This is a genomic window from Nostoc sp. FACHB-280, from assembly GCF_014697615.1.
In the GTDB taxonomy this organism is placed as follows: Bacteria; Cyanobacteriota; Cyanobacteriia; order Cyanobacteriales; family Nostocaceae; genus Nostoc_B.
Map to the genome: position 1 here is coordinate 11,602 of NZ_JACJSD010000053.1, position 25,031 is coordinate 36,632.

Consider the following 25,031-nt stretch of genomic DNA (forward strand, 5'->3'; position numbering starts at 1 on the left):
TCTCAACATCGTATTCCCAGTTGACTTATTTTTTGCAAATTTGTTTTTCAGCGTTAGTATAAGTGACAGTTAGAATTCAGGATGAATTCTGTAAGATTTGGGGATGAGTAAGTGAATTTAATACCCCTACTAGATCCAAAATTTAGTAGTCTTCAATTAGTAGGAGGATTCAGACCTGCTACTATCGTCTGGCTCTGATCATCTAAATAAAATATTTGTCACTTTTTAGGCCACGAAAATATACTTTTGTTATTAGCAATCAATATTTATACTGCACCTGTTCCTCTTTGATACAGAAATACTGGTTAACCTTTCTTTAATCATTAGCCATTATGAGTTCTTCTCTGTTAACACTATTTCAAATTATTTCGTGGAACATAACAATACTGATAAAATTTTCCCCAATCAACACTGGAATATATTCAGTATATATACTGAGCATTAGATAGTTTTTGATATCTGTACTAATTAAGAATATTTCTCCCCACTAGGTAATTGGGAATGAATAAGCAGCTAGACAAGCGTTTTGTCAGGTTATCTTTGAATTGGAACCTGCAACAGTCACTTGAGCGAAAATATAAAGAATTAGTTGTTGCGGGTATTGTGGCGACTGGCATTATACTGTTGCGATTCATAGGAGTGTTTCAATCCTTAGAATTAGCCGGTTTGGATCAATTTTTTCGCTTACGTCCAACCGAACAGCCAGAAGAACGAATCACAATTGTAGCGATTGATGAAGATTCTTTACGTCGAGCAGGTTCTTGGCCGATTCCTGATGGTGTGATTGCTGATTTATTGCAGAAATTACAAGTCCATCAACCTCGTGCTATTGGCTTAGATATATATCGGGATTTAGCAGTCAATCCTGGACATCAAGAACTAGTTAATCTTTATAGTTCAATGCCAAATTTAGTTGGCATTCAACTATTAACACAAAACAAAAATACGCGTGTTTTACCGCCTCTAGAATTGAATCGAAATCAGGTTGGTTTTAATAATTTACTATACGACACTGATGGTCGAGTCCGGCGAAACTTGTTGTATATACACATGAATGATAAACACTACGAAAGTTTTGCTTTAAAGTTAGCATTAATCTATTTAAAAGATAAGAAGATTACACCACAAAAAGCTGCTAAGGATAGTGATTATGTCCGGTTAGGTAAGGCTATATTTACTCGTTTTCAAGCCAATGACGGTGGTTATGTGAGGGCTGATGATAAAGGTTATCAAATTTTAGCTAACTTCCCAAAACCATTATGTAAAAAATCGACTGGTGAGTTCTGTAGTTTCCGCCAAATATCCATGAGTGATGTCTTGGATGGCAAAGCGCCAGTTAGTTGGATACGCGATCGCATTGTCTTGATTGGTTCAACAGCTACCAGTTTGCAAGATTTTGCCTTTATTCCCTACTCTAGCCAAATGTTGGGTACTGCCAAGCCAGTAGCAGGAATTGAACTGCAAGCTTATTTTGTGAGTGAGTTAATTTCATCTGCCTTGACAGGAAGACCGTTGTTAAGAGTTTGGGCAAAATTATGGGAGTGTTTATGGATTTTTGGCTGGTCTTATTTGGGTTCGTTAATTATTTGGCAGATTAAAACTTTTAGTAAAAGTATTCCCAGCCTTTTATTATCTTTGTTAATACTTTTTCTGAGTAGTTATATAGCTTTTGTACTTGGATGGTGGCTGCCATTAATTCCAGCAACTCTTGGCTGTAGTAGCGCCTCTATTTGGATGATTGTTCATATTGCATATATGCAGGAAGAATTGAAACGCTCTAAGGAGTTTTTGCATCAAGTCATCAATTCTATTCCTGACCCTATTTTTGTCAAAAATGAAAAACATCAGTGGATTGTGTTAAATGATGCTTACTGCCAATTCATTGGTTATCCTGATAGTTTGTTGCTGGAAAAATCATATTATGAATTTTTCCCGCGTCATGAAGCTGATGTTTTTCGAGAACAAGATAATTTAGTGTTTCTCACCCAAAAACCACGAGAAAATGAAGAAGAATTTACGGATGCCACTGGTCAAACTCATTTGATTGCCACGAAGCGATCGCTACACAAAGATGCGGCTGGTAATTTTTTCTTAGTGGGAGTGATTCGAGATATTACCCAGCGTAAGCTGATGGAAGAAGAACTACGACGCACTGCGGCTGAGTTATTTCGCTCTAATACGGAATTAAAGCTCAAAGAAGACCATTTACGCTACTTGGCTTATCATGATCCCCTGACAGGGTTATCCAATCGCAAATTCTTTATTGAACAACTTCAAGAATCTTTACAGTGGTCGCAAAACAACAACTTGTTGCTGGGACTGTTGTTTATTGATTTGGATGGCTTTAAACATATTAACGATACTTTGGGGCATGATATGGGCGATCGCTTGTTGGTGATTGTTTCCCAAAGACTCAGTAATTGTTTACGCGGTAGTGATACTGTTTCCCGTCTGGGTGGTGATGAATTTACCGTCATTCTCCGCGCAATTCCTGAAGTTCAAGTCGCAGCTAGAGTTGCAGAAAAAATTCTCGCCAGCCTCACTGAGCCAATTGTTCTCTCAGGATACACCACAAAAATTTCTGCCAGCATTGGCATCAGTGTTTATCCCATTAACAGCCAAGACTCGGAAACCCTGATTAAACAAGCAGATGCAGCTATGTACCGCGCTAAACACTTAGGTAAAAACCGATATGAGTTGACTTGATGAGTCAACAAAAATAAAAAAAATCAGTAATTTTAACAATAAACAGCAGTCTCAGCCATTCAGCCAATGGCTGAATGTTTTACGTCTAGATTTTTATAGTACAATTGTATTTATACTGACTCTGTAACGATTTATTGTCATGTGATTTATTTAGTCTATAAATTTATATATGAGTAACACTACTTAAACAAATTTTGAATTATACTTAGTTTCATAAATTAAATTTTGATAAAGAAATCACGAAATGAGCCATTTTTGTACTTCTCACTCCTGGTTTTTGCGGAGATGTAACCAATTTACCTCGGAAATACTGTCCCAATTGGTATTATTTGCTACGGGTCAAGATGGGATTTTAACGCAAGAATATAAAGAATTTATTAAGATTTTATATTTTCGCGTCTAACTCTAGAGGTAATTAACGAACGTCTAACAGCATCATCGTTATGAGTTCTAACTTTTGGCTGATGTCTGTCTGCAACCTTTAGGTATATTTCTTAAGTGTTGAGCAGATTTTCTACCCAAAGTTTTTTACTCAAAAATTTTTCTGACGAATAAAAAATTTTACTAAAGTTTAATTTTTCAACGAAACGAAGTCCGTATCGGATGTAGGTAAAAAAAATACTGGGTGAAATCGGAATGCAAGAAATGGATAAAAACTTGATGGCGACAAACTTAAAAATCACAAGTATTTTGATATTGTGTGTGAGCGCCTGCTTGGTGGTTCCGAAAATTGCTGATGCTAGAGCAAATTTTCACGATTTAGTAGCTAATGCTTTAACTAATACAGAAACCAACAGTTTTCAACCCTCTAAAATTAACTTACAGGTATTGATTTACTCCAATGAAGTGCTTGTACAAGTGTGTGCATTTGCCAATGTGGATTGGGTTCTGGGTAATCGATACGGTAGTGTCCGCCCCGACTTTCTGTCCTGAAAGCAGCACTTCTGAGAATTAAACTAGCCACATCCAGTAAATTGCGCGTTTCTGCCCAAAGTCTTAATTGGCGTTCTATACCCAGCGTTTGGAACTTAACAGTTTCATTGGCACGCAAAGACAGCAAAAATTGACTCAAAGGTAAAATAGCAAAATCTTGCTGCCATGATTCTACAGTGGCGATCGCCTCGTCTAATAGTGCTTGTTCTCGACAAATCCCGGCACTTTGCCACACTAAACGCGGTAACTTCTCTCGCAATGCTGCTATTTGTGCTTGCTGGGCTTGCCAAGCATTTTCATCTAAATTAAATTCCCGCACAGATAATTCTGACAACTCTGGTTGTAGTTCCACATCTGTCAATTGGATATTAGCCATCTGTGCGCCAAACACAATACATTCTAGTAAGGAGTTACTGGCTAAACGATTTGCCCCATGTACTCCCGTACTCGCAGTTTCACCGACTGCGTATAAACCCGGAATATTAGTACGATTTTGTAAATCAGCAACAATTCCACCCATCCAGTAATGCGCCGCAGGCGCAACGGGAATTGGTTCATGAAACACATCAATTCCCCAACGCTGACAAACTTTGATGATATTAGGAAAACGATGCTGAATTTTATCAGGCGGGATGGGGCGCATATCTAGCCAGACATGGGCGGTAGCTGGATCAACCGCAGTTTTTTGCAGATGGCTAAAAATCGCTCGACTCACCACATCTCTGGGTGCGAGTTCTCCGGCGGGGTGATAGTCAAAGGCAAAGCGTCGCCCGGTATCATCAACTAAATGTGCGCCTTCGCCTCTGACAGCTTCACTAATTAAAAAGCGATCCGCACCTGGTTTCGTTAAAGCTGTGGGGTGAAACTGCACAAATTCCAAATCTCGCAAAATAGCCCCAGCCCGCCAAGCGATCGCCACCCCATCACCTGTACTGACGGCGGGGTTAGTTGTTTGGGCAAAAACTTGACCACCACCACCAGTGGCGAGAACTACGGCTTTGGCTTTTACCCAAGTAATTTCACCTTGATAAAACAGGCTAATTCCTTGACAGCGATTTGTTTCGGGTTCTAACCACAAACTCAAGGCTAAAGCTTGCTGAATAACTTGAATATTTTGGCGATGTAATACTTGCGCTGTTAAGGTAGTTGTGACTTCTCGACCGGTGGTATCAGCTGCATGAAGCACGCGGTTACGAGAATGGGCGGCTTCTAAAGTTAAAGCTAAGGCGTTACCATGACGGTCAAAAGCTACGCCCAAATTTACCAAAGATTGAATACAATTAGGCGCTTCTTGGGCGAGAAATTCTACAGCTTGCCGATCGCACAAACCAGCACCAGCTTGAATTGTATCTTCAATGTGCAACTGTGGCGAATCTTCAGGAGCGATCGCCGCCGCAATACCACCTTGCGCCCAATCACTAGCAGACAAACTCACAGTTTCTTTAGTAATCAAGCCGACGTGCAAAGATTCTGGCAAACACAACGCTGTGTATAGTCCAGCAGCGCCAGCGCCGACTACTATCACATCAAATTGGCGAGGAATTTCTATTTCAGGCAAAGTTTAGATAGGGGAAAATTTTTACGAATTTTTGGAAAACCAGCTTGTAAACTCAGCAAGTACACTTCGACTTCGCTCAGTGTACAACACTCAGCACTCAGCACTCAACACTCAGCACTCAACACTCAGCATTCAGCACTTTATAAGAGAACCACCCCCAAAAATTGGGAGTGGACTACTATATGTCTACATTAACGATAATTGAGCTTATCTGTAGATACCGTTGTTAAAGCGATCGTCTCCTTCGTTGAAGACTGATTCTAGTTCGGTAACGGTGAAGTTGTCTAAATTAGCTTGGAGGATTTCTTTTTGGCGATCGCTCAATCCTTCAATATTCAGTACATCTTCTACACTTTTGTAAGGAGCATTTTTGATGATTTTCTTAGCCAGGGTAGGATACAAGCCGGGGTAATTTTGGAAAGCGCGGACATTGGTGTTGTTTAAATCAATTTTTTTACCAAATTCCGTTGCTAACTTTTGATCTGCCCGGTTGCGTAACTCCACTGCTAAAACAGGCACTTGTGGTAAAGCCAAACTGTTGATCCCAGCAGCTTGGGCTACACCTGTTGTACCTAACCATCCCCAGCAACCCAGCAACAAACTAAATACTGTTAATAAACGCACCAATCTTTTCACGACTTTTTTACCTCTTTCCATCAAACTGAATAATGGCTTTAAGCTGACAGCTGTCAACAGTTTATAATCTTTGAGCCATAGTTATGACTCTTGATTTTTCAACGCCAGTTGCTATAACTCGGCACAGCCGATAACAGCACTAGCGACTCTTGACTAAGAACTGATAGCTCAATCAACACACAGCAGTCATCAGAAACTAATATACAGCGTATTAATATCCACAATATTTACTGTTACTGGGTTTGACTCTATTTTTGGCAAAAATTATTTTACTTCTCTGACTTACTGACATCGCCACATCTGTGCTGTACTTCCCAGAACCTTGGCTAGGATACTCTAGCTTGTTCGCTGATATTGCTTCCTGACAGACTAACGCTAGAGTTGCAGCCTGAATTTACTGTTTGATAACTTTGTAACTTTTTATAAAGCTCTACTGGGAAATCATCAAGAGCGCAGGGAGCAGGGAGCAGGGGGAGAAAGAGTTTTATCTTTCTGCACGGATGTGTTGAATCATAACTGAATTTACCGGACATAATATTCAGACCCTATACCCCTACACCCTTAAACCCTTACACCCAGTGCGGAGATTAACGTAACAAAGCGGCAAATGGACAACCACTAGCTTTTGTATTAAGCGATGCTGGTTTATTTCTATTTGGTAAAAAGCGCCGGAAAAAACCCAAAAAACTTGGTTTCCCAGAATTAGCCTCTGGTGTTCCTGCTGGGGTTAGCTGTTGTTGAGTAGCAGTTCCCATTTTGCCACCGGAAGTTAGTTGATTGAGAAATTTTCCATTGTCGTAATAGTGATCCAAAGACAGAATTTTGCAGTTTTCTGTTACTTGAACAACACTCATCCCCACCACTTCAATCATCTGTCCAGTCGGAACATAATCTTTAAAAGTACCGCGAAAATGTCCCCAATGCCGCCATTTAAAAGTAATAGTAGGGGGTGCAGAATAAACTTCTAATACTTCCCACAAAAACCCATCAGGAAATGCAGTATGAAATAGCTGAGTGGAAGATTCAAAATCTTCTTGGGTAGCTTGATAGTGTTGGGTATTACCAATCAACAGTTTGTAAGTGCCTGCTTGAACTAAATCCTCTAATGTATAGCTAGTACCGCCATTGGTACTCATCCGAAATTTATCTTGAACTACAGACAACCACTCTTGAGGATTTGTTTTGAAATTCGCTTCAATGTCGAAAGTTCTGACCAAATTCTGAACAAGTTTTTCCAGGGAATTTTCTGGATGATTGCACAGACTTTCTTTAGCTAAATTTTCATTAGAGCGAGTGTAATCTGGTTGCTCACCATAACGCCACGCTGCCTGAGTATTATATTTGAGTACGATGTCTCTTTCCTGTACCCAAAGTGGCAGATTTTCAATGTTAATTTCAGTCATAAATACCTCTGCTCAAAGATTACCAACAAGAACTTGTAAATCCTGATATTTAGCGATTTGCAGAGATATCCCCGAAGTGCGATCGCCACAAGTTTACAGCTTTTTGTGCAGATTTTATGAATGATTAACTACTGATGTTGCAGTTATTTGATAGTTTATCTAACCTTAGTCAGTCAACTCAGAAATTTTGTGAATTTACGCGACTAAAGCAGCTAGTAAAAATAAACTGTCTACCAAAATAGTACTTAAAACTGCACCGCCAAAAGCAAACCAGTGTTTTTCTTGGTTACGTAAAGGTAAAATTCCGGCTGTGAGTAATACTACTGCCAATGCTACAGCCCAAGCTTCACCCCAAGGTGTGCGGACTTGAGTAACAGCAGCTTGTAAAATTGGCGACACGCTTTCAGGTTCGACTTGCATGATTTGTCGCCAATAGGGCATTAAATCAACTATATAGAAATATACATCAGTTAAAACTGTACCGAATAAAGAACCTAAATAAAACCAGTTACCAACCTTGCACCAGTTTCTTACGAGACACCAACAAGCAAAGGGTAAGCCGATAGATTCCACTGGTAAATGCCACAAAGGTTCCCAACGCAACCAACCCCAATAAATTGCCCCTGCTAACCAACTCCAGCTAAAGCCTAAGAGTAAATCCCCCCAGAGGTATGTTGCAGGACGAGACATTAAGCGAAAACTCAACCATACCCAAAATCCGGTCATGGCTAAACTGAGGCTGGGTAGCGATCGCACCAGTGGTGCTTCAATAAATACTGGCACTGATACTAAAAACACCGCCGCCGCCAACACTAACCAAGTTTGTCGGGACGATATTAACAATGGTAAAGATGGTGACGCAGAAAGTGTAGATTCTAATTCTTCTATACCCAGCGAACCAGGGTTCTTTACAGATAATTTCTTATCAATAGTGGTGGTAGAGGCGTTGTAACTAAACAATGTGTTATTAATCAAAGTTTTAATAATTGTAACTAATCTTTATCTTATTTAAGATAACATACTCAAAAATCCCCCCCTAGGGCATTTTTATTGTACCGAGATTTTGCGTAATTTGGAATGTCTTTTTGGAGGGGTGTGAGGGGATGAGGGGTTTAGGGGTGTGGGGAGACAAGGGAGACAAGGGGGACAAGGGAGATGAGGGAGAATATGGGCTGACAAACAGTTTGAACGGATAGACTTTTTGCCTGTAACCTGTAACCTATCCCCTGCTGTAACCTGGATTTATTACAAGAGAGAAATCCAGGGGTGTGGGAAGTTTGGGAGGTTTAGAAGGATAGTAAAGAAATCTTTCCCCCCTCACTCCCCACACACTTCCCCCTCTCCCCACACTCCCCACCCATACGTGAGAAATTCGGGTATAAGTATCCTGTGAGCTTCTCGAAAAGATGTTTGTGTAATTGTAATCGCAGCGATCGCAGGTAGACTGATGGCTTTATCAAAACGTCAATGGTTCGTGTTTATGAGTGTCGCCTCGGCAATAATTTCAGTTGCGGCGTTTCCACTCAAAGTTCTGAGTACTCCACCCACCCCAGAGGCTGGGGGAGTGCAGCAAATGAATATTTTGCAAGCAATTGTTTTAGGTTTTGTACAAGGAATGACAGAATTCCTCCCGATTAGTAGTACCGCCCATTTAAAAGTTGTGCCGATAGTTCTTGGTTGGGGTGATCCGGGAGTGGCGTTTACGGCGGTGATTCAGTTGGGGAGTATTGCGGCTGTGCTGTGGTATTTCTGGGGAGATTTGACAAAAATTGCCACCGGAGCATTCCGAGCGATCGCGCAAAAAGATTATGGTGATTATGATTTGCGTTTATCTATCGGCATTGCCTTGGGAACTTTGCCAATTATCTTTTTTGGCTTATTAATTAAAAGATTTATCCCAGATTATGATAATTCACCGATTAGAAGTATCGGCGCGATCGCGATCGCCTCGATAGTCATGTCTATATTGTTGGGAATAGCAGAAAAACTTGGCAAACGCGAACGGGACTTTGAACAATTAACCATGAATGATGGGCTATTGATGGGTTTGGCCCAATCTATGGCGTTAATTCCTGGGGTTTCTCGTTCTGGTTCTACCTTAACAGCCGGGTTATTTATGACTCTACAACGGGAAACAGCCGCCAGATTTTCCTTTTTACTGGGCATTCCTGCCATTACCCTAGCCGGCTTAGTAGAGTTAAAAAGTGCTTTGGGCGAAGTTAGCGGTACAGGAATATTACCGTTAATTGCTGGTGTGATTTCGGCGGCGATTTTTTCTTATATATCCATTGCGGGCTTACTCCGCTTTCTCAAAACCAAAAGCACTTGGGTATTCATTTGGTATCGCCTCGCCTTTGGTATAGCTATTTTAAGTGCTATCAGTGCCGGAATTTTGAAAAATAGTTAATCCGTAAGGATGAAGGATAAATTATGAAGAGTGAAGAATGAAAAAATAATACTTCACACTTCTTACTTCACACTTCCCATGACTAACCTTCATCCTGCCAAAATTACCAAGGTGCTACCCGACTCCATAGCCGCTGAGATTGGCTTTGAGGTGGGGGATGCGATCGTTGCTATTAATGGTACCCGTCCCCGCGATTTAATTGATTATCAATTTCTCTGTGCAGATGAATTTTTAGAATTAGAAGTTTTAGATAGTACTGGCAAAACCCATCACGTTGAAATTGAAAAAGACTATGACGATGATTTAGGGCTAGAATTTGAAACCGCTTTATTTGATGCGTTAATTCAGTGTAATAATAGCTGTCCGTTTTGCTTTATTGATCAGCAACCCCCAGGTAAACGCTCAAGCTTGTATTTTAAAGACGATGATTATCGTTTGAGCTTTTTGTATGGTTCTTACTTGACGTTAACCAATTTACCTGAACGAGAATGGCAGCGAATTGAACAAATGCGCTTGTCGCCCTTATTTGTATCGGTTCACGCCACCGAACCCGATATTAGAATCCAGTTACTGAAAAATCAACGTGCTGGACAAATTATGGAACAATTGCGCTGGTTCCAAAAAAGACGCTTGCAAATTCATGCTCAAGTGGTGGTTTGCCCAGGAATTAATGATGGCGAACATCTGGAACAAACACTCAAAGATTTAGCGTCATTTTATACTGGTGATGTACCTGCCGTGGCATCGGTGGCAGTCGTGCCGGTAGGTTTGACGCGGTTTCGCCCGCCAGAAGATGAACTGATACCTGTTACCAGAGAAAAAGCCCAAGAAGTTATTTTACAGGTGCGATCGCTCGCCAAACAATTTCGCCAAAAATGTGGCTCAAATGTTTTCTGGTTAGCCGATGAATGGTTTTTAATTGCCGGGGAAGAACTACCAACCGAAGCCGAATACGAAGACTATCCGCAAATTGATAACGGTGTCGGTTCAATTCAGTTATTTATCAAGCAATTTGCATCTGCCGCAACGCAATTACTCCCAAGCCAAATTTCTCCACCCAGAAAATTGACTTGGGTAGTAGGTAACGCCGTTGAAAAAGCATTTCAACCGATATTGCAACGCCTAAATTCTGTTGATGGTTTAGAAGTAAATATGATGGCTTTAGCCAGTGATTATTGGGGGCAAGCTATTAGTGTGACTGGCTTACTTACAGGTCATGATTTACTTTTAAATTTGCAAAATAAAGATTTAGGTGATGGAATTTTGCTGCCAAATGTCATGCTTAAACATGGCGAATTAGTATTTTTAGATGATGTCAAAGTTGCAGATTTAGCAACAAAATTAAATACAAAAATCTTGCCAGTCGCGGGAGTGGAAGAATTGATTAATACTTGTATAGGATGAGTGTTTGAGTAAAAGAGACAAGGGGGACAATAGGGACAATAGGGACAAGGTAGAGAGTTGTGTGTAAATCATTCCAAGACTTACGTAAAAATCACCCAAAAGCTTCATTTATCGAACCGCCAAGTCGCCAAGAACGCCAAGAAATCGTAGAGTCTGCGTAATTCCTAAAGAGTTTCAGAGAGTTATTACGTAAGTCTTATCATTCATAGCAGTACTGAATCATGCGTAATTTTTTCTTCTCTCTTCTCTCTTCTTCTTTGCGTTCTTTGCGCCCTTTGCGGTACCCTGCGGGAAGCCGCTTCGCGTCTACGTTAAAACCTAAATTTTGAATCCTGACTGTTATTTGACAAATATAAAAACATCAGTTGTTTTTCGGAGGTATTTTATTGTTATGCTGAATGATAAATAATAAGTGCTGTTAAATACTAAATTAAAGTGAGGGTTAAAAGTGAAGAATCAGGAAACTGCAATCAAAGTCACAAAAAGAGCCAGATTCTTCATTTTTAGCTTTAACTTTTTAATGATTAATTGTTTAACTAGTTTTAATATTTTATCTGTCAGAGCGGCAGATGCAGAACCTGTATTAAGTGTAGTCCAGAGTGCAGAAAATCAACAGCAATGGATAGGAATTACTAAACGCTTACAAGCTCTAGGTGTAAGCTATTGTGTAATTCCCTTAACGCAAGTGAGAAGCAGTGCTGATTGGGGCGATCGCAGGCTATTATTTCTACCTAACGTTGAGACGATAAACCCAGCCCAAGCGATCGCTTTAGAATCCTGGGTGAGTAAAGGCGGCAAAGTCATCGCTAGTGGCCCTGTGGGCAGTTTATCAGCACCGGGAGTTCGACAGTTGTTGCGATCGCTCCTGGGGAGTTATTGGGGCTTTGGTTTAGATGAAACACAACAAATAAAACCAGCCACAAATAAACCACAAAGATGGGCTAACCAAAAAGAACTATTTGGGCAAGTGCGTGGTGGTGTGATTGTACCTGACGGTGGGGCTAGTCAAGCCACCGCCGTTTGGAATGCCCAAGATAATCCCGCCGCCGTTGTTAGTACAGAATGGTCTACCGTACTTGGTTGGCGCTGGGGAACAGATGCAGCTTCGAGTTTTGAGTTAGATAATGCTTGGTTAAAAGCTGCCATCAATCATCATTTGACTGCCTCATCTTCAGGACAGCAAAAAATTCCTGGGGCTGACTCTCGCTGTGCAACGACCATTGAGACGGCTACCGCGAATATTCCGCCTGTAATTCCCCAAGCACCATTCATTCCCCGCGCCCCGCGGCCATCATCCCCAGCCGAAGCCATTGACCAGCTAGAACAAACAGTACATTGGAATGTCGAACCAAATTCTAATGCACCCATTGATGAAAAAGAAGCGATCGCTCTCCAGCAAGAATTAGAAAATTTAATTAGTCGGGTAGAAAGCGCCCATTTAGCCGCCTCAGTTCACACAGCGAATCTGGATGAAACCATCACCAGTAATCCCCAATCCCTAAAAGAAGATGAAACCCGTGTCGCCTCCACCAGACCAGGGTTATCTAGCCAGAGTAAAGAACAAGCCATTGCCCAAGCGCGACTAGTCGCCAAAAACATTCCCCAACTCTTAGCTAATAAAAACTATGCCCTAGTCCGACAACAATGGTTAGCCACCAGAACCAACTTGTGGAAACATTTTCCCCTGAACCGAAGATTAGCCCCCGCCGAAATCCGCGCCGTCTGGTTAGATAGGGGGACAATTGTCCGGGCTGGTGGTGAAAAGAAATTAGCCGAAATTTTTGACCGCTTGGCACAGTCAGGCATTAACACGGTTTTTTTTGAAACTGTCAACGCCAGTTATCCCATTTACCCCAGTAAAGTTGCACCCCAGCAAAACCCCCTGATTCGAGGCTGGAACCCCTTAGCTGTGGCGGTGAAATTAGCCCACGAACGCAATATGGAACTGCACGCTTGGGTGTGGGCTTTTGCTGCTGGGAACCAACGCCACAACCAAGTGATTAATGTTCATCCCGATTATCCAGGGCCAGTCCTAGCAGCCCATCCCGATTGGGCAAATTACGACAACAAAGGCAACACCATTCCCCCTGGTCAAACTAAACCATTTTTTGATCCAGCCAACCCAGAACTGCGGCAATATCTCCTAAAGTTGTTTGAGGAAATTGTCAGCGAATATCAAGTAGATGGTTTACAGCTAGATTACATTCGCTATCCTTTCCAAGATCCCTTTGCTGGTAGAAGTTATGGTTATGGCAAAGCCGCCAGAGCGAAATTTCAGCAGTTAACGGGCGTTGATCCCTTGACTATTTCCCCTAGCCAAACCGAGTTATGGCAAAAGTGGACAGAATTTCGCACCCAACAAATCGATAGCTTTGTGGCTGATGTATCCAAGATGGTGCGACAAAAGCGCGAAGAGTTAATTTTGTCTGTGGCGGTGTTTCCCTTACCAGAACGAGAACGGATTCAGAAACTCCAACAACATTGGGAAGTGTGGGCAAGACGGGGTGATATAGATGTAATTGTCCCCATGACTTATGCTCAAGATACAGCCAGGTTCCAACGTCTTGCCCAACCTTGGATAGCTTCTAGTCAGTTGGGTTCAACTTTATTAGTACCAGGAATTCGTTTACTTTCGTTACCAAATTTAGCCGCCTTTGACCAATTACAACTAATTCGAGATTTACCCGCCAGTGGTTATGCTCTGTTTGCTGCCGAGAATTTTAATAACGACTTGCTGAAAATCTTAAATAGTACTCAAGGTCAAGTGCCATCTATACCAAATGAACCAATTCCACTGCGCCAACCTTTTGAAACAGCTGTGGTGCGTTATGGATTGTTAAAACGCGAATGGCAGTTAGTCATCCAAAACGAGCAAATTCCCTTCCCAGCTATTAATATTGCCGATTTTAACAATCAAATAGAAGTAGTCGAAAAAGCCTTAACTCAATTAGCGGCTGCACCTTCTCCGGCTAAACTACTCACAGCCAAAGCTTCTTTGACTCGCTTCCAGACGCAATTTCGGATTTGGATGCGAGAAGCAGCTACTAATAACCCTTATCAAGTCAAAGTTTGGGAAAACCGCCTAGCCACGATTGAAAGGTTGTTGCGTTATGGCGAGAGGCGATCGCAACTACGGTAGGGGAGATAAGGGAGACAAGGCGGACAAGGGGGACAAGGGAGAAGAATTCATCAGGACTAATGACTCTATAGCAGTTTGAAATGAGAGCCAAACAAATCTGTTGCCTATTCCCCGTTGACTATCTTAACGAATAAATTTATCAACCAAACCGAATATCTATATTAACTATTCTTCATATTTTGAGTTCTTCATCCAAAATTTACATTACACTTACAGTATTTTTCATTAGGATAATATTATTAATTTACCTGCCTAATCCCAGAACATACGGGAATATATAAGTTGAGATAACTATTCATTGATGATAGCTATCGTGATTATCTATGTATACGCAAGAACAACATCTCTGGCTACAAAGCTTAGAGGCTGTAATTGACTTTTCGCCACTAACGGTTCAGCCGGAAGCAACAGTATCAGAGGTAATCTCGCTGATGGCAAAGTGTGGTGTGGATGTGTTAGTAGTTTCAGTTTCGCAAGTAATAGGATGGCTGACAGCGCAAGATGTGGTTAAAATTTTAGCCGCAAATATTGACTGTCAAACTACCAAAATTACTGAGGTGATGCAATCTCCAGTAATTACACTGAAGGTATCTGAATTGCAGGATATCACCGCAGTATTATCACTGTTACGTCAGCATAACTTAAGTATTTTGCCAATTCTTGATGAAGCAGATCAACTAATTGGCACAGTTACACCCAAAAGTATTTGTCAAGTACTGGAAAAATCAACTCAAAGCGCCGCAGATACAGAAAGACTGCGTTTACTAGAGTCAGCAGTAGTCAATGCCAACGATTCAATTTTAATTACAGCCGCTCACATCATTAACGGTCAGATAGAACCACGGATAGTTTATGCCAATAAAGCATTTACTCAGATGACTGGCTACACCCTAGAAGAAGTCATTGGACAAACACCACGATTTTCACATGGTGAACAAACTAGTCGTACCGAAATGAGTCGACTGTTTGCATCTGTGCAAGCGGGTTTGCCCATTAGAACCGAGTTACTCAGTTATCGCAAGGATGGCTCAACTTATTGGGTGGACATGAACCTAGTGCCGATCAAAGATGAGCAAGAACAAGTGACGCACTTTGTAGCTATTCACCGCAACATCACCGAGCGCAAATTAACAGAAGCCGCCTTACAGTGGAGCGAAGAATTATTTCGCCAATTAACCGAAAATCTCCCCCAAGCTTTTTATGTCTGGGATGCCAATCAACAAAAATTACATTATGTTAGCCCAGCTTATGAAAAAATCTGGGGAAGAAGTCAAGATAGCCTGATTGAAGATCCCCAATCATATTTTGCCGCCATTGATAATCTAGACCGCGATCGCGTAGTGGCAGCATTTCAAAATTTATTAACTGGTGAATATTTTTATGAAAGATATCAAATTGTTCGCCCTGATGGTGAGCAACGCTGGATTTCTAGCAAAATCTTTCCCCTCAAAAATGATCATGGACAAATTTATCGCTTCGTCGCTATAGATGTAGATGTGACTGAACGCATCCAAGCAGAAGCAGCCATGCACGAAAGCGAAAGAAGATTCCGGGCAATTTTCAATGGCACATTTCAATTTTCTGGCTTACTCACCCCAGAAGGGAACTTACTCGAAGCCAACCAGACATTACTAGATTTTGGGGGACTGCAAGCCTCAGATGTAGTCGGTCAATTGTTTTGGGAAACTCCCTGGTGGCAGATTTCGCCGATTATTCCACAGCAATTAAAACAAGCAATTGCGATCGCCGCTAGGGGAGAATTTATTCGTTACGAAGTAGATATCTTAGGTGCTAACCAAACAGTCCGCACCATAGATTTCTCCCTGAAACCCCTCAAAGATGAAACTGGCAAAATCTTACTGCTAATTAGCGAAGGACGAGACATCACCGAACTCAAACAAACCCAAGCAGCACTCAAACAAGCCAACCAAGAATTAGAACAGCGAGTTGCCGAACGCACCACAGCCCTACAGCAAGCAAATCAGCAATTATTAACCGAAATTGCCGAACGCCAGATTGTCGAAGCGCAACTACGACAGTCTCAAAGTATGTTGCAATTAGTCATGGATGCCATTCCCCAAGGCATTTTGTGGAAAGATTGCAACTCTGTGGTTTTGGGTTGTAATCGTAACTTTGCCAAACTTGTGAATGTCGCCAAGCCAGAAGATATTATCGGCAAAACCGCAGCTGAATTTATGGCGCATAAATCAGAAGCCGACTTTCACCATGAGTGCGATGCCAGAGTAATTGAGACTAATCAACCAGAACATCATCTGATTTCACCCCTGCGACTTGTCAATGGCAAACGCTGTTGGTTAGAAATTAAGAAAATCCCCATACATGACTTTGCAGGTAATGTAATTGGCCTTTTGGGGACAGTAGAAGACATTACAGAACGCCAACAAGCACAGGCAAATTTAGAAATCAGTGAAGAACGCTTTCGCTTCTTAGCAGAATCCATCCCCCAACATGTGTGGATGGCTAATGCCAATGGCAGCATCGAATACGTTAACCAAAAAGCTCTGGATTATCATAGCTGCACTCCAGAACAGGTTTGTGGTGAGGCATGGCAGCAATGGCTACATCCCGATGATTTACCCCAATGTTTAGCAAATTGGCAAACATCGTTAGCCACTGGTCAACCATTGGAAGCTGAGTTCCGCTTGCTCAGAGGTACTGATCAAACATATCGTTGGCATCTGATACGGGCAGTTCCTTGGCGAAATCAAGCAGGTGAAATTCATACTTGGTTTGGCACAAATACTGACATCGATGACCGCGTTACAGCCGCAATGGCGCTGCAAAATAGTGAGCAACGCTTTCGGAACTTAGTGGAATCTAGTTACGATATCATCTGGGAAGTGGATATCAACTGTGTTTATACTTATGTCAGCCCCAAAATCCAAGACATTTTGGGTTACGAACCAGAAGCAGTTTTGGGAAAAACACCCCTAGATTTCATGCCAGCAGAATTGCATGAAACCCTAGCCCCTGGTTTTGCAGCAATTTTCGCCTCACCACAACCGTTTAAATGTTTAGAAAACATCCAAGTTCATCAAGATGGACATTTAGTGTGGTTAGAAACCAGTGGTGTACCGGTCTTTGATGCAGACGGCAAATTCGTTGGCTATCGTGGTACAAATCGAGATATTACCGAACACAAACAAGCTGAGACAGTATTAAAAGCAACTCAACAGCAACTCCAGGCAATTTTAGATCACTCCGCTGCGGCAATTTATATCTTCGATACCAACAATCGATTTATGTTGGTTAACCGTTATATAGAACAACTACTCAACATCACCCAAGAGCAAATTGTTGGTAAAAGTGTTTATGACTTGTGGACACCAGAAATTGCTGATGAATTTGTGAAGAATAACCTTCAGGTAATCACTCATGGTCTGCCCGTCACAGTGGAAGAAGTCGTCCCCTCAGAGGATGGGTTACGCACTTACTTTTCGGTGAAGTTTCCCTTAAAAGATGCCGATGGGATTCCTTACGCTGTTTGTGGTTTATCTACAGATATTACAGAACGTAAATTAGCCGAAGAATCTTTAACTCTCTTTCAAAAAGCCATCGAAAGTACGAGTGATGCTGTTTGTATGTCAGATATTACAGGTAACATCACTTATATTAATTCTGGATTTACGGAAATATACGGTTATACCTTAGAAGAATATCAAGCGGTTGGCGGTTCAACTAGTATTTTCAAGTATCCAGCAGAGTTAACTCAGGTATTAACTGCGATCGCCAATGGCGAGTCATGGCGGGGTGAGGTGACAATGCAAACCCGTTATGGAAGGCTATTACAAATTTATTTACGAGCTAACGCCATTAAAGATGCAACTGGGAAAATCACAGGATTGGTTGGTATCCATACAGATATTACACCCCGCAAACAAGCAGAAGAAGGATTAAAACTCCGCGATCGCGCGATCGCCGCCAGCAGTAATGGTATTATCATTGCCGATGCCAGCATTCCCAACGGCCCAATTATCTACGTTAATCCAGCCTTTGAAAAGATGACAGGCTACAGCGCCGCCGAAGTCATCGGGACAAGCTTTCGTTTATTCCAACGTGCAGATATGGAACAATCTGCTTTACAAGAACTCAATGCTGCTATGCAAGCTGGTCAAGCCTACAATGTAGTTCAGCAGAACTATCGCAAAAATGGCAGTCTGTGGTGGAATGAACTGAATATATCTCCTGTATATGATGCTGACGGTGTACTCACCCATTACATCGGCATTCAAACAGATATTACTGAACGTAAACAAACAGAAACAGCTTTACTAGTCAGTCAACAGCGACTGCAATATTTACTGTCATCTAGTCCAGCCGTCATTTACACAAATAAAGCCGCCGCGAATTTTGGCCCTACCTTTGTCAGCAACAATATTAGTTCCATTACTGGTTATCAACCACAGGATTTTACCGAAAACCCTCACTTTTGGTCGAACCATATTCACCCCGAAGATGTGATGAATGTTTTTGCCGAACTCAATAAAATTTTGCAGCAAGAACATTACAGCTTAGAATATCGTTTTCTCCACAAAAATGGTACTTACCGCTGGGTATCTGACCAAGGTAAACTTGTCCGGGATGATGCTGGTAATCCATTGGAAATGGTTGGTTATTTGGCAGACATCACCCAACGCAAGCAATTAGAACAGGAACTCAGAGTCGCCCTAGAGAAAGAAAAAGAACTGAATGAACTAAAATCTCGGTTTGTTTCGATGACTTCTCACGAATTCCGCACACCGTTGAGTACAATTTTGTCGTCTGCCGAATTACTAGAACATTATCGTCATAAATGGACAGAAGAAAAACAAATTACTCACCTGCATCGCATTCAAGCCGCAGTGAAACGCATCAATGAAATGTTAAATGATGTTCTAGTGATTGGGAAAGCAGAAGCTGGGAAACTAGAATACACCCCCACTACCTTTGACTTAGTAGCTTACTGTGATCACATCATTGAAGAAGCACAACTCAATCAAAACAATCGCTGCTTGATTGCATTTACGAGTCCACATCCGTCAATATCATGCTGTATGGATGAAAAATTGCTCGGACATATTCTCAGTAATTTACTCTCAAATGCAATTAAATATTCTCCCGAAGGGAGTACTGTTCAATTCAAACTAGTTTGTGCAGATGCACAAGTAATTTTAGAAATTCAAGACCAAGGAATTGGGATTCCTCCAGAAGACTTACCACATTTGTTTGAGTCTTTTCACCGTGCTAAAAATGTAGGCAATATTCTGGGAACTGGCTTAGGGCTGGCAATTGTGAAAAAGTGTGTAGATATACACAAAGGTCAAATTGCTGTCACCAGTTCTTTGGGAGTGGGTACTACATTTACTGTCACTTTGCCATTAAATAACACAATCTAAATTGAGGAAAAACATGATTAAAATTTTGGTGATTGAAGATGAAGAATCTGTCAGAGAAAACCTTTTAGATTTATTAGAAGCAGAAGACTTTCAAACAATTGCTGCTGCTAATGGCAAAACAGGCGTAGATTTGGCATTAGCTGAGGCTCCAGATTTAATTTTATGTGACATGATGATGCCAGAGGTTGACGGCTATGGAGTCTTGACAGCATTACGACAAGACCCACTAACAGCCACAATTCCTTTTATTTTTCTAACAGCAAAATCTGCAAAATCTGATTTTCGTCAAGGGATGGATATGGGTGCAGATGACTATTTAACTAAGCCGTTTACGCGGGCTGAATTATTAAGTGCAATTATGAACCGCTTAGAGAGACAGGCTACTTTAAAAAAATATCTATCTCATCCAACGAATATTAATAAGACTGTCTCACCCAAAGTTCAGTTGTTGGAAATGAACTTGCAACAGGTGGTTCAAAAACAAAAATTTCAAGAATTTGAAGTTTATTATCAACCAATTGTTGATATCGCTTCTGGCCAAATTATTGCAGCTGAAAGTTTATTACGTTGGCAAAGTCCAGAATTAGGTTTAGTTACTCCCACAGAATTTATTCCAATTGCCGAATCTACAGGGTTAATTGTCCCGATTGATCAATGGGTATTACAAAATGTTTGTAAACAGATTAAGGTTTGGCATGATGTCGGAATTGCTTATTTGAAAATGACTGTTAACTTGTCAGTTATAGAATTTCATCAGCCAGATTTAATCCAAAAAATTACTGATTTTTTACACATAAATCATCTCGAACCTCAATATTTAGAAATTGAACTGACAGAAAGCATGATTATGCAAGATATTAATAGTGCGATAACTACTATGAATAAATTACAATCTTTAGGGCTAAAAATTGCTATTGATGATTTTGGTACAGGCTATTCTTCATTAATTTATCTGAAAAATTTACCAATTAATACCTTAAAAATTGACCGTTATTTTATTCATAACGTAGCTGTTGATCAGCAAAAATCAGCCATTACTAAAGCATTAATTGAAATGGCGCATAACCTGAATATGCAAGTAGTTGCTGAAGGTGTGGAAACAGAAGCAGAATTGAATTTATTGCGTGATGCTCATTGCGATTATATGCAGGGTTTCTTATTCAGCCGTCCATTACCAGCAGCAGAGTTTGAAAATTTTTTATGGAGTAATCGGCATTTATATATCTAAGTTTATATAAAATTTATAATCCCTGTTTTGATTACATGATATTTTTGTATTTCACAAAGAAAGATAAATATATAATTCAATTAGGTATTGAGGAGTAAAATGGGTGCATATCATGAAATATTTATGTCATATCTTATTTATAGAAATTATTTAAAATCTATTTTTAGAATTTTATATTTATTCACATTTAATTAAATATATGAATAAAATATTAGTGATTGAAGATGACATAAATGTGCGACAAAATTTAGTGGATTTACTTTATGCGGAAAATTTTAACGTTATTACTGCCGAAAATGGTTACTTTGGTTTACAGTTAGCACAAACAGAAATTCCCGATTTAGTCATCTGCGATGTGATGATGCCAGAAATCGATGGTTATGAAGTCCTAAAAGAATTACGCCAAAATCCGAAAACAGCAATTATTCCCTTCATTTTTTTAACAGCAAAATCAGAAAAAACTGACTTTCGCAAAGGTATGGATTTGGGAGCCGATGACTACATTGTTAAACCATTTTCGCGTACAGAATTATTAACTGCTATTGCTTGTAGGTTAGAAAAACAAACGGCAATTTATCAACAAACTCAAGAGAAACTCGATAAATTACGCACTAGTATTACTTTGTCACTGCCTCACGAATTACGCACTCCACTAAATGGGATTTTAGGTTTCTCGCAAATTCTGATGGAAGAAAGTGAACTGCTAGATGCCGCATCCATCAAAGAAATGGCAGAATTCATTCATCAGTCAAGTCAACGTTTATTTCATTTAATTCAAAAGTTTTTACTATACGCAGAACTGGAAATTATTGCAACAGATCCGCAGCGAGTCTGTGAAGTTAAAAAGCAGTCAACAGAATTCCCTACACCAGAACTCACTAATTTGATAGGTACAAGAGTTAAAAATGCTGGCAGAGAAAATGATATGCAAATAGACTTATCACCATCTGTTGTGAATATTTCTCTGAGCAAGATGACCAGAATTATAGAAGAGTTACTGGATAATGCTTTAAAATTTTCTGTCAGCGGTACACCGATTAAAATTACCGCAAAAACTATTAATAATACCTTTAGTGTATCTTTTAGCGATCGCGGTCGGGGTATGAGCCGTGAGCAAATTGCTGAATTAGGTGCTTATCGGCAATTTGAGCGTAAACTTCATGAACAACAAGGCTCTGGGTTAGGCTTAATCATCGCCAAAAAATTAGCAGAACTGCACGGTGGTACCCTAAAAATTGACAGTAAGCCCCATGAATACACTGTTGTAACCGTCACCCTTCCCTGCAACAATAAGGAAGTATCTCTTGTCACTCAGCATTCAGCACTCAGTACTTAAAATTCCCCACTCCTACCAACTAGGTTCCGCTCAGAGATAGTATTTTTACTTAAGACCCTCTACTCAGGGGTTTTTCAGTGTAGCGGTGACTTGAGTTTTGTCTATAAATTTGGACTGCAATTTTGTCTCAGCACTAAATAAAAGCTTGGGCATTGCTCAAAAAGCGTTTGCTGTCTGGACAATGCCTTCAGCTAGTTGGGTATGTAGATTTGGCTGACTCGATTACTATTATGTCTAGCCGATGTATGAAATGATGTTGGGGTTTTTGTTTAACTTAGCGTATAACTTGTATAAGTTGTATACGAAAGCGTAACCCGATACAAATTTTGGTGGTAGATTATGGCAAAGCGATCGCTCCAAGCATCAGCTGAAGGGATCAGAAAAGCAAAACAAGCCTTTAAACGCAAAGGTTGGACACAGGAATATCTAGCAGCTGAGGTAGGCTTAGAGACACGCCAAGCCATTTGGAAGTTTTTTACCGGCCAACGGATAGACCGTCATGTATTCAACGATATCTGCTTTGCCCTGGAACTGGATACCGCAGAAATTGCCCAGTCTTTCACCACAGATGAATCAAGTGTGTTAGACAGCCGTGCATCTCTGTCGTTAGATATTGAGGTAGTTGTACAAAAACTGCGGTCTGTTTATCACGAAAACATTGAAATGCAGTGCGGTACTGTGCAAATCTTGGATGTTGCCCAACCGATACACTTCAATGATATTTATGTTGATATCGAGATTTTAGAAGAAATTAACAGCCGCAGATGGCTAGAAATTAAGAAATTTCCCCAGGTATGGATGAAAGAAAATAACTGCCTGGGTGTAGCTGACTGGCCACAAACAAGAAGTCCGGGAATAGCAGCCGTCACAAAATATCATAAGCTAATGGTGTTAGGTCAGCCGGGTGCTGGCAAAACCACATTTTTGCAGGCGATCGCCAATAGTTGTAATTTAGGATTGTTTCAACCTGATTATTTACCAATCTTTATCCGTTTAAAAGACTTTGCGGAAGATATTCGCGGCTCTAGTCAAATTAGTTTATTTAACTATCTGTGTGAATCTTTTCTCAACCTAGGAATTAGTGAACAAGAAATAAATACAGTCTTTGCTCATGGACGGGCTTTAATTTTATTAGATGGCTTAGATGAAGTTGTTGCTAAAGATATCAGTAAAATCATCAGCAAAATTCGTCAGTTTACCGAAAAATTTTACAAAAATAAAATAATTATTACTTGTAGACTAGGCGTACAAAATTATAAATTTTATGGCTTTACAGAAGTCGAAATTGGCAATTTTAGTCAACCGCAAATAGCGAACTTTGCCGAAAAGTGGTTTCTGGCTGTTGCCAAGCAACCTCCAGCCATAGCTAAAGACTTAGCCAGTCGATTTATGCAAAAGCTGGAATTAAAAGCAAATTTCCCAATTTTAGATTTAGCAACTACACCACTTTTACTGAACTTTATTTGTTTAGTCTTTCAGTTTACTGAAGATTTCCCTACTAACCGGGCTGAAATTTATAAACAAATTTTAGACTTACTGCTCTTTCGCTGGGATGAAGCTAAAGGCATTAAAAGAGATGAAATTTATCCTAATTTTTCATTGTTACACAAAATTAAATTACTCAGTCATCTAGCGGCAATTACCTTTCCGCAAAGCAGTTATTTTCAGCCTGGATCTCATCTCTGCCGACTAATAACAGATTATTTACTGCAAAATTTTAATCCACCTCACGATGCCGCAGCTTTAGAAATAGAAAGTGCATCTGTATTGCAGGCAATTGAATCCCAACACGGATTATTAATGCAAAAGGCACTGGGAATTTACGCTTTTTCGCATTTTAGCTTACAGCAATATCTCACTGCTAAAGAAATAGTGCTTAACATCAATTCCCAAACACTAGCAGAATTGATGAATCACCTGAGTAAAAAATATTGGCGAGAAGTTTTTTTACTCAGTGCAGGGATGTTAAACCCTTGCGATGAATTATTAAAATCTATGAAGGAAAAGATTGAGGATTTATCTCGCAAAAATTCTAAGCTACATCATTTTCTAACTTGGTTGAGGCAAAAAGCCGCCGCCGTCAACACACCTTATCATGTAGCAAGTGTGCGGGCTTTTTACTTTACTTTGGCATTGCCTTCAGAATGTGCTTTAGCCTGTAATCAAGAACTCGCAATACTTTTGGATAATCAGCTTGCAGGTAATCTCGCCACAGATTTAGCGTTAGACTTGGCTTTAACACATGGATTGACAGTGAGTTTAGGCATAAATCCTGAGATTTTCTTACCACGATTTTCAGCTTTGAGTTTGTCCCTCGACCTTAAGCATTTGTTAGCAGATCAACCAGAATTGCTAACAGCATTGCAAAATATCAAAAATCAGTTACCTTCCCCTAGCCAAGGTGGAGAAGTGTTAAAAATCTGGTGGCAAGAAAATGGTGAACACTGGACAGAAGTATTACGTAATTGGATGATTACCACCCGACAAATTGGGTATAATTGGCAATTTAATGTTCAAGATTTGGAGGAAATACAACAGTATTGGGATGCTAACAAATTACTTTTAGATTGTTTAAAAACCGCAACAGATGTTTCTCCCAACTTACGTAATTATTTAGAGACAAGTTTGTTTTTACCAGGGAAGTCTGACGATTGAAATCGCGGCTATAAGACAATATAGTTCATTATAAGGTGATGAGAGTTGATTTCTCAATTTCTGCTCTACCTATCAGACAATGAACAAGATTTGGGGGATTCTCTCCCACACCCCCGATTGGGGGACGCAACCGTCCCCCAAACCTCCTCCAAAATCATTTTTTCGTCTTTTGTTGAATCATTATTTGTTGGTTTGGTTAAAATTTATTTTTCTTATACCAAATTGAAGAA

At 40.4% G+C, this 25,031-nt stretch carries 12 protein-coding genes; 8 read left to right on the forward strand and 4 right to left on the reverse strand.

Annotated features, from left to right (window positions below; all coding sequences use genetic code 11):
- Nucleotides 1–501: 501 nt before the first annotated feature.
- Nucleotides 502–2,706 (forward strand): CHASE2 domain-containing protein, encoded by a 2,205-nt coding sequence (locus tag H6G75_RS27620; RefSeq protein WP_190983098.1) that lies wholly within the window; start codon nt 502–504, stop codon nt 2,704–2,706.
- Between the two features lie 814 nt (nt 2,707–3,520).
- Here the strand turns inward: H6G75_RS27620 and nadB are convergent.
- From nadB to H6G75_RS27640, 4 genes are all read right to left on the reverse strand, one after another.
- Complete coding sequence (nadB, locus tag H6G75_RS27625) at nt 3,521–5,197, reverse strand: L-aspartate oxidase (protein WP_190983099.1); 1,677 nt, start codon at nt 5,195–5,197, stop codon at nt 3,521–3,523.
- A gap of 207 nt (nt 5,198–5,404) precedes the next feature.
- Complete coding sequence (psbU, locus tag H6G75_RS27630; protein WP_190983115.1) at nt 5,405–5,833, reverse strand: photosystem II complex extrinsic protein PsbU; 429 nt, start codon at nt 5,831–5,833, stop codon at nt 5,405–5,407.
- Between the two features lie 587 nt (nt 5,834–6,420).
- On the reverse strand, nt 6,421–7,236 hold the full coding sequence (locus tag H6G75_RS27635; protein WP_190983100.1) for an ester cyclase: 816 nt from the start codon (nt 7,234–7,236) through the stop codon (nt 6,421–6,423).
- A gap of 195 nt (nt 7,237–7,431) precedes the next feature.
- Nucleotides 7,432–8,211 (reverse strand): DUF3120 domain-containing protein, encoded by a 780-nt coding sequence (locus H6G75_RS27640; protein ID WP_190983101.1) that lies wholly within the window; start codon nt 8,209–8,211, stop codon nt 7,432–7,434.
- 472 nt (nt 8,212–8,683) lie between these two features.
- On the opposite strand from H6G75_RS27640, the gene H6G75_RS27645 reads away from it, so the two are divergent.
- The 7 genes from H6G75_RS27645 (at nt 8,684) to H6G75_RS27675 (ending at nt 24,801) form a co-directional block, all read left to right on the forward strand.
- Complete coding sequence (locus H6G75_RS27645) at nt 8,684–9,643, forward strand: undecaprenyl-diphosphate phosphatase (protein WP_190983102.1); 960 nt, start codon at nt 8,684–8,686, stop codon at nt 9,641–9,643.
- Nucleotides 9,644–9,721: 78 nt separating this feature from the next.
- Nucleotides 9,722–11,047, forward strand: coding sequence for a TIGR03279 family radical SAM protein (locus tag H6G75_RS27650; protein WP_190983103.1), 1,326 nt, complete (start codon nt 9,722–9,724; stop codon nt 11,045–11,047).
- A gap of 448 nt (nt 11,048–11,495) precedes the next feature.
- Nucleotides 11,496–14,186 carry a family 10 glycosylhydrolase gene (locus H6G75_RS27655; protein WP_190983104.1) on the forward strand — a complete coding sequence of 897 codons (2,691 nt, stop codon included), beginning with the start codon at nt 11,496–11,498 and terminating at the stop codon, nt 14,184–14,186.
- A 323-nt stretch (nt 14,187–14,509) separates the two neighbouring features.
- Nucleotides 14,510–19,582: a PAS domain S-box protein gene (locus tag H6G75_RS27660; RefSeq protein WP_190983105.1), complete on the forward strand. Its 5,073-nt coding sequence runs from the start codon at nt 14,510–14,512 to the stop codon at nt 19,580–19,582.
- 13 nt (nt 19,583–19,595) lie between these two features.
- Entirely contained in the window at nt 19,596–20,810 is a 1,215-nt protein-coding gene (locus H6G75_RS27665; protein ID WP_190983106.1) for an EAL domain-containing response regulator, read from the forward strand.
- A 199-nt stretch (nt 20,811–21,009) separates the two neighbouring features.
- Entirely contained in the window at nt 21,010–22,146 is a 1,137-nt protein-coding gene (locus H6G75_RS27670) for a response regulator (RefSeq protein ID WP_190983107.1), read from the forward strand.
- A gap of 339 nt (nt 22,147–22,485) precedes the next feature.
- Nucleotides 22,486–24,801, forward strand: coding sequence for an NACHT domain-containing NTPase (locus tag H6G75_RS27675; protein ID WP_190983108.1), 2,316 nt, complete (start codon nt 22,486–22,488; stop codon nt 24,799–24,801).
- The last annotated feature ends 230 nt before the right edge of the window (nt 24,802–25,031 follow it).

Bases quoted from the DNA above. Each gene is read 5' to 3' on its own strand.
- H6G75_RS27665 (WP_190983106.1), top strand. From the start codon at position 19,596: ATGATTAAAATTTTGGTGATTGAAGATGAAGAATCTGTCAGAGAAAAC.
- H6G75_RS27650 (WP_190983103.1), top strand. From the start codon at position 9,722: ATGACTAACCTTCATCCTGCCAAAATTACCAAGGTGCTACCCGACTCC.
- H6G75_RS27645 (WP_190983102.1), top strand. From the start codon at position 8,684: ATGGCTTTATCAAAACGTCAATGGTTCGTGTTTATGAGTGTCGCCTCG.
- H6G75_RS27635 (WP_190983100.1), bottom strand. From the start codon at position 7,236: ATGACTGAAATTAACATTGAAAATCTGCCACTTTGGGTACAGGAAAGA.
- H6G75_RS27670 (WP_190983107.1), top strand. From the start codon at position 21,010: ATGAATAAAATATTAGTGATTGAAGATGACATAAATGTGCGACAAAAT.
- H6G75_RS27675 (WP_190983108.1), top strand. From the start codon at position 22,486: ATGGCAAAGCGATCGCTCCAAGCATCAGCTGAAGGGATCAGAAAAGCA.
- H6G75_RS27620 (WP_190983098.1), top strand. From the start codon at position 502: ATGAATAAGCAGCTAGACAAGCGTTTTGTCAGGTTATCTTTGAATTGG.
- H6G75_RS27660 (WP_190983105.1), top strand. From the start codon at position 14,510: ATGTATACGCAAGAACAACATCTCTGGCTACAAAGCTTAGAGGCTGTA.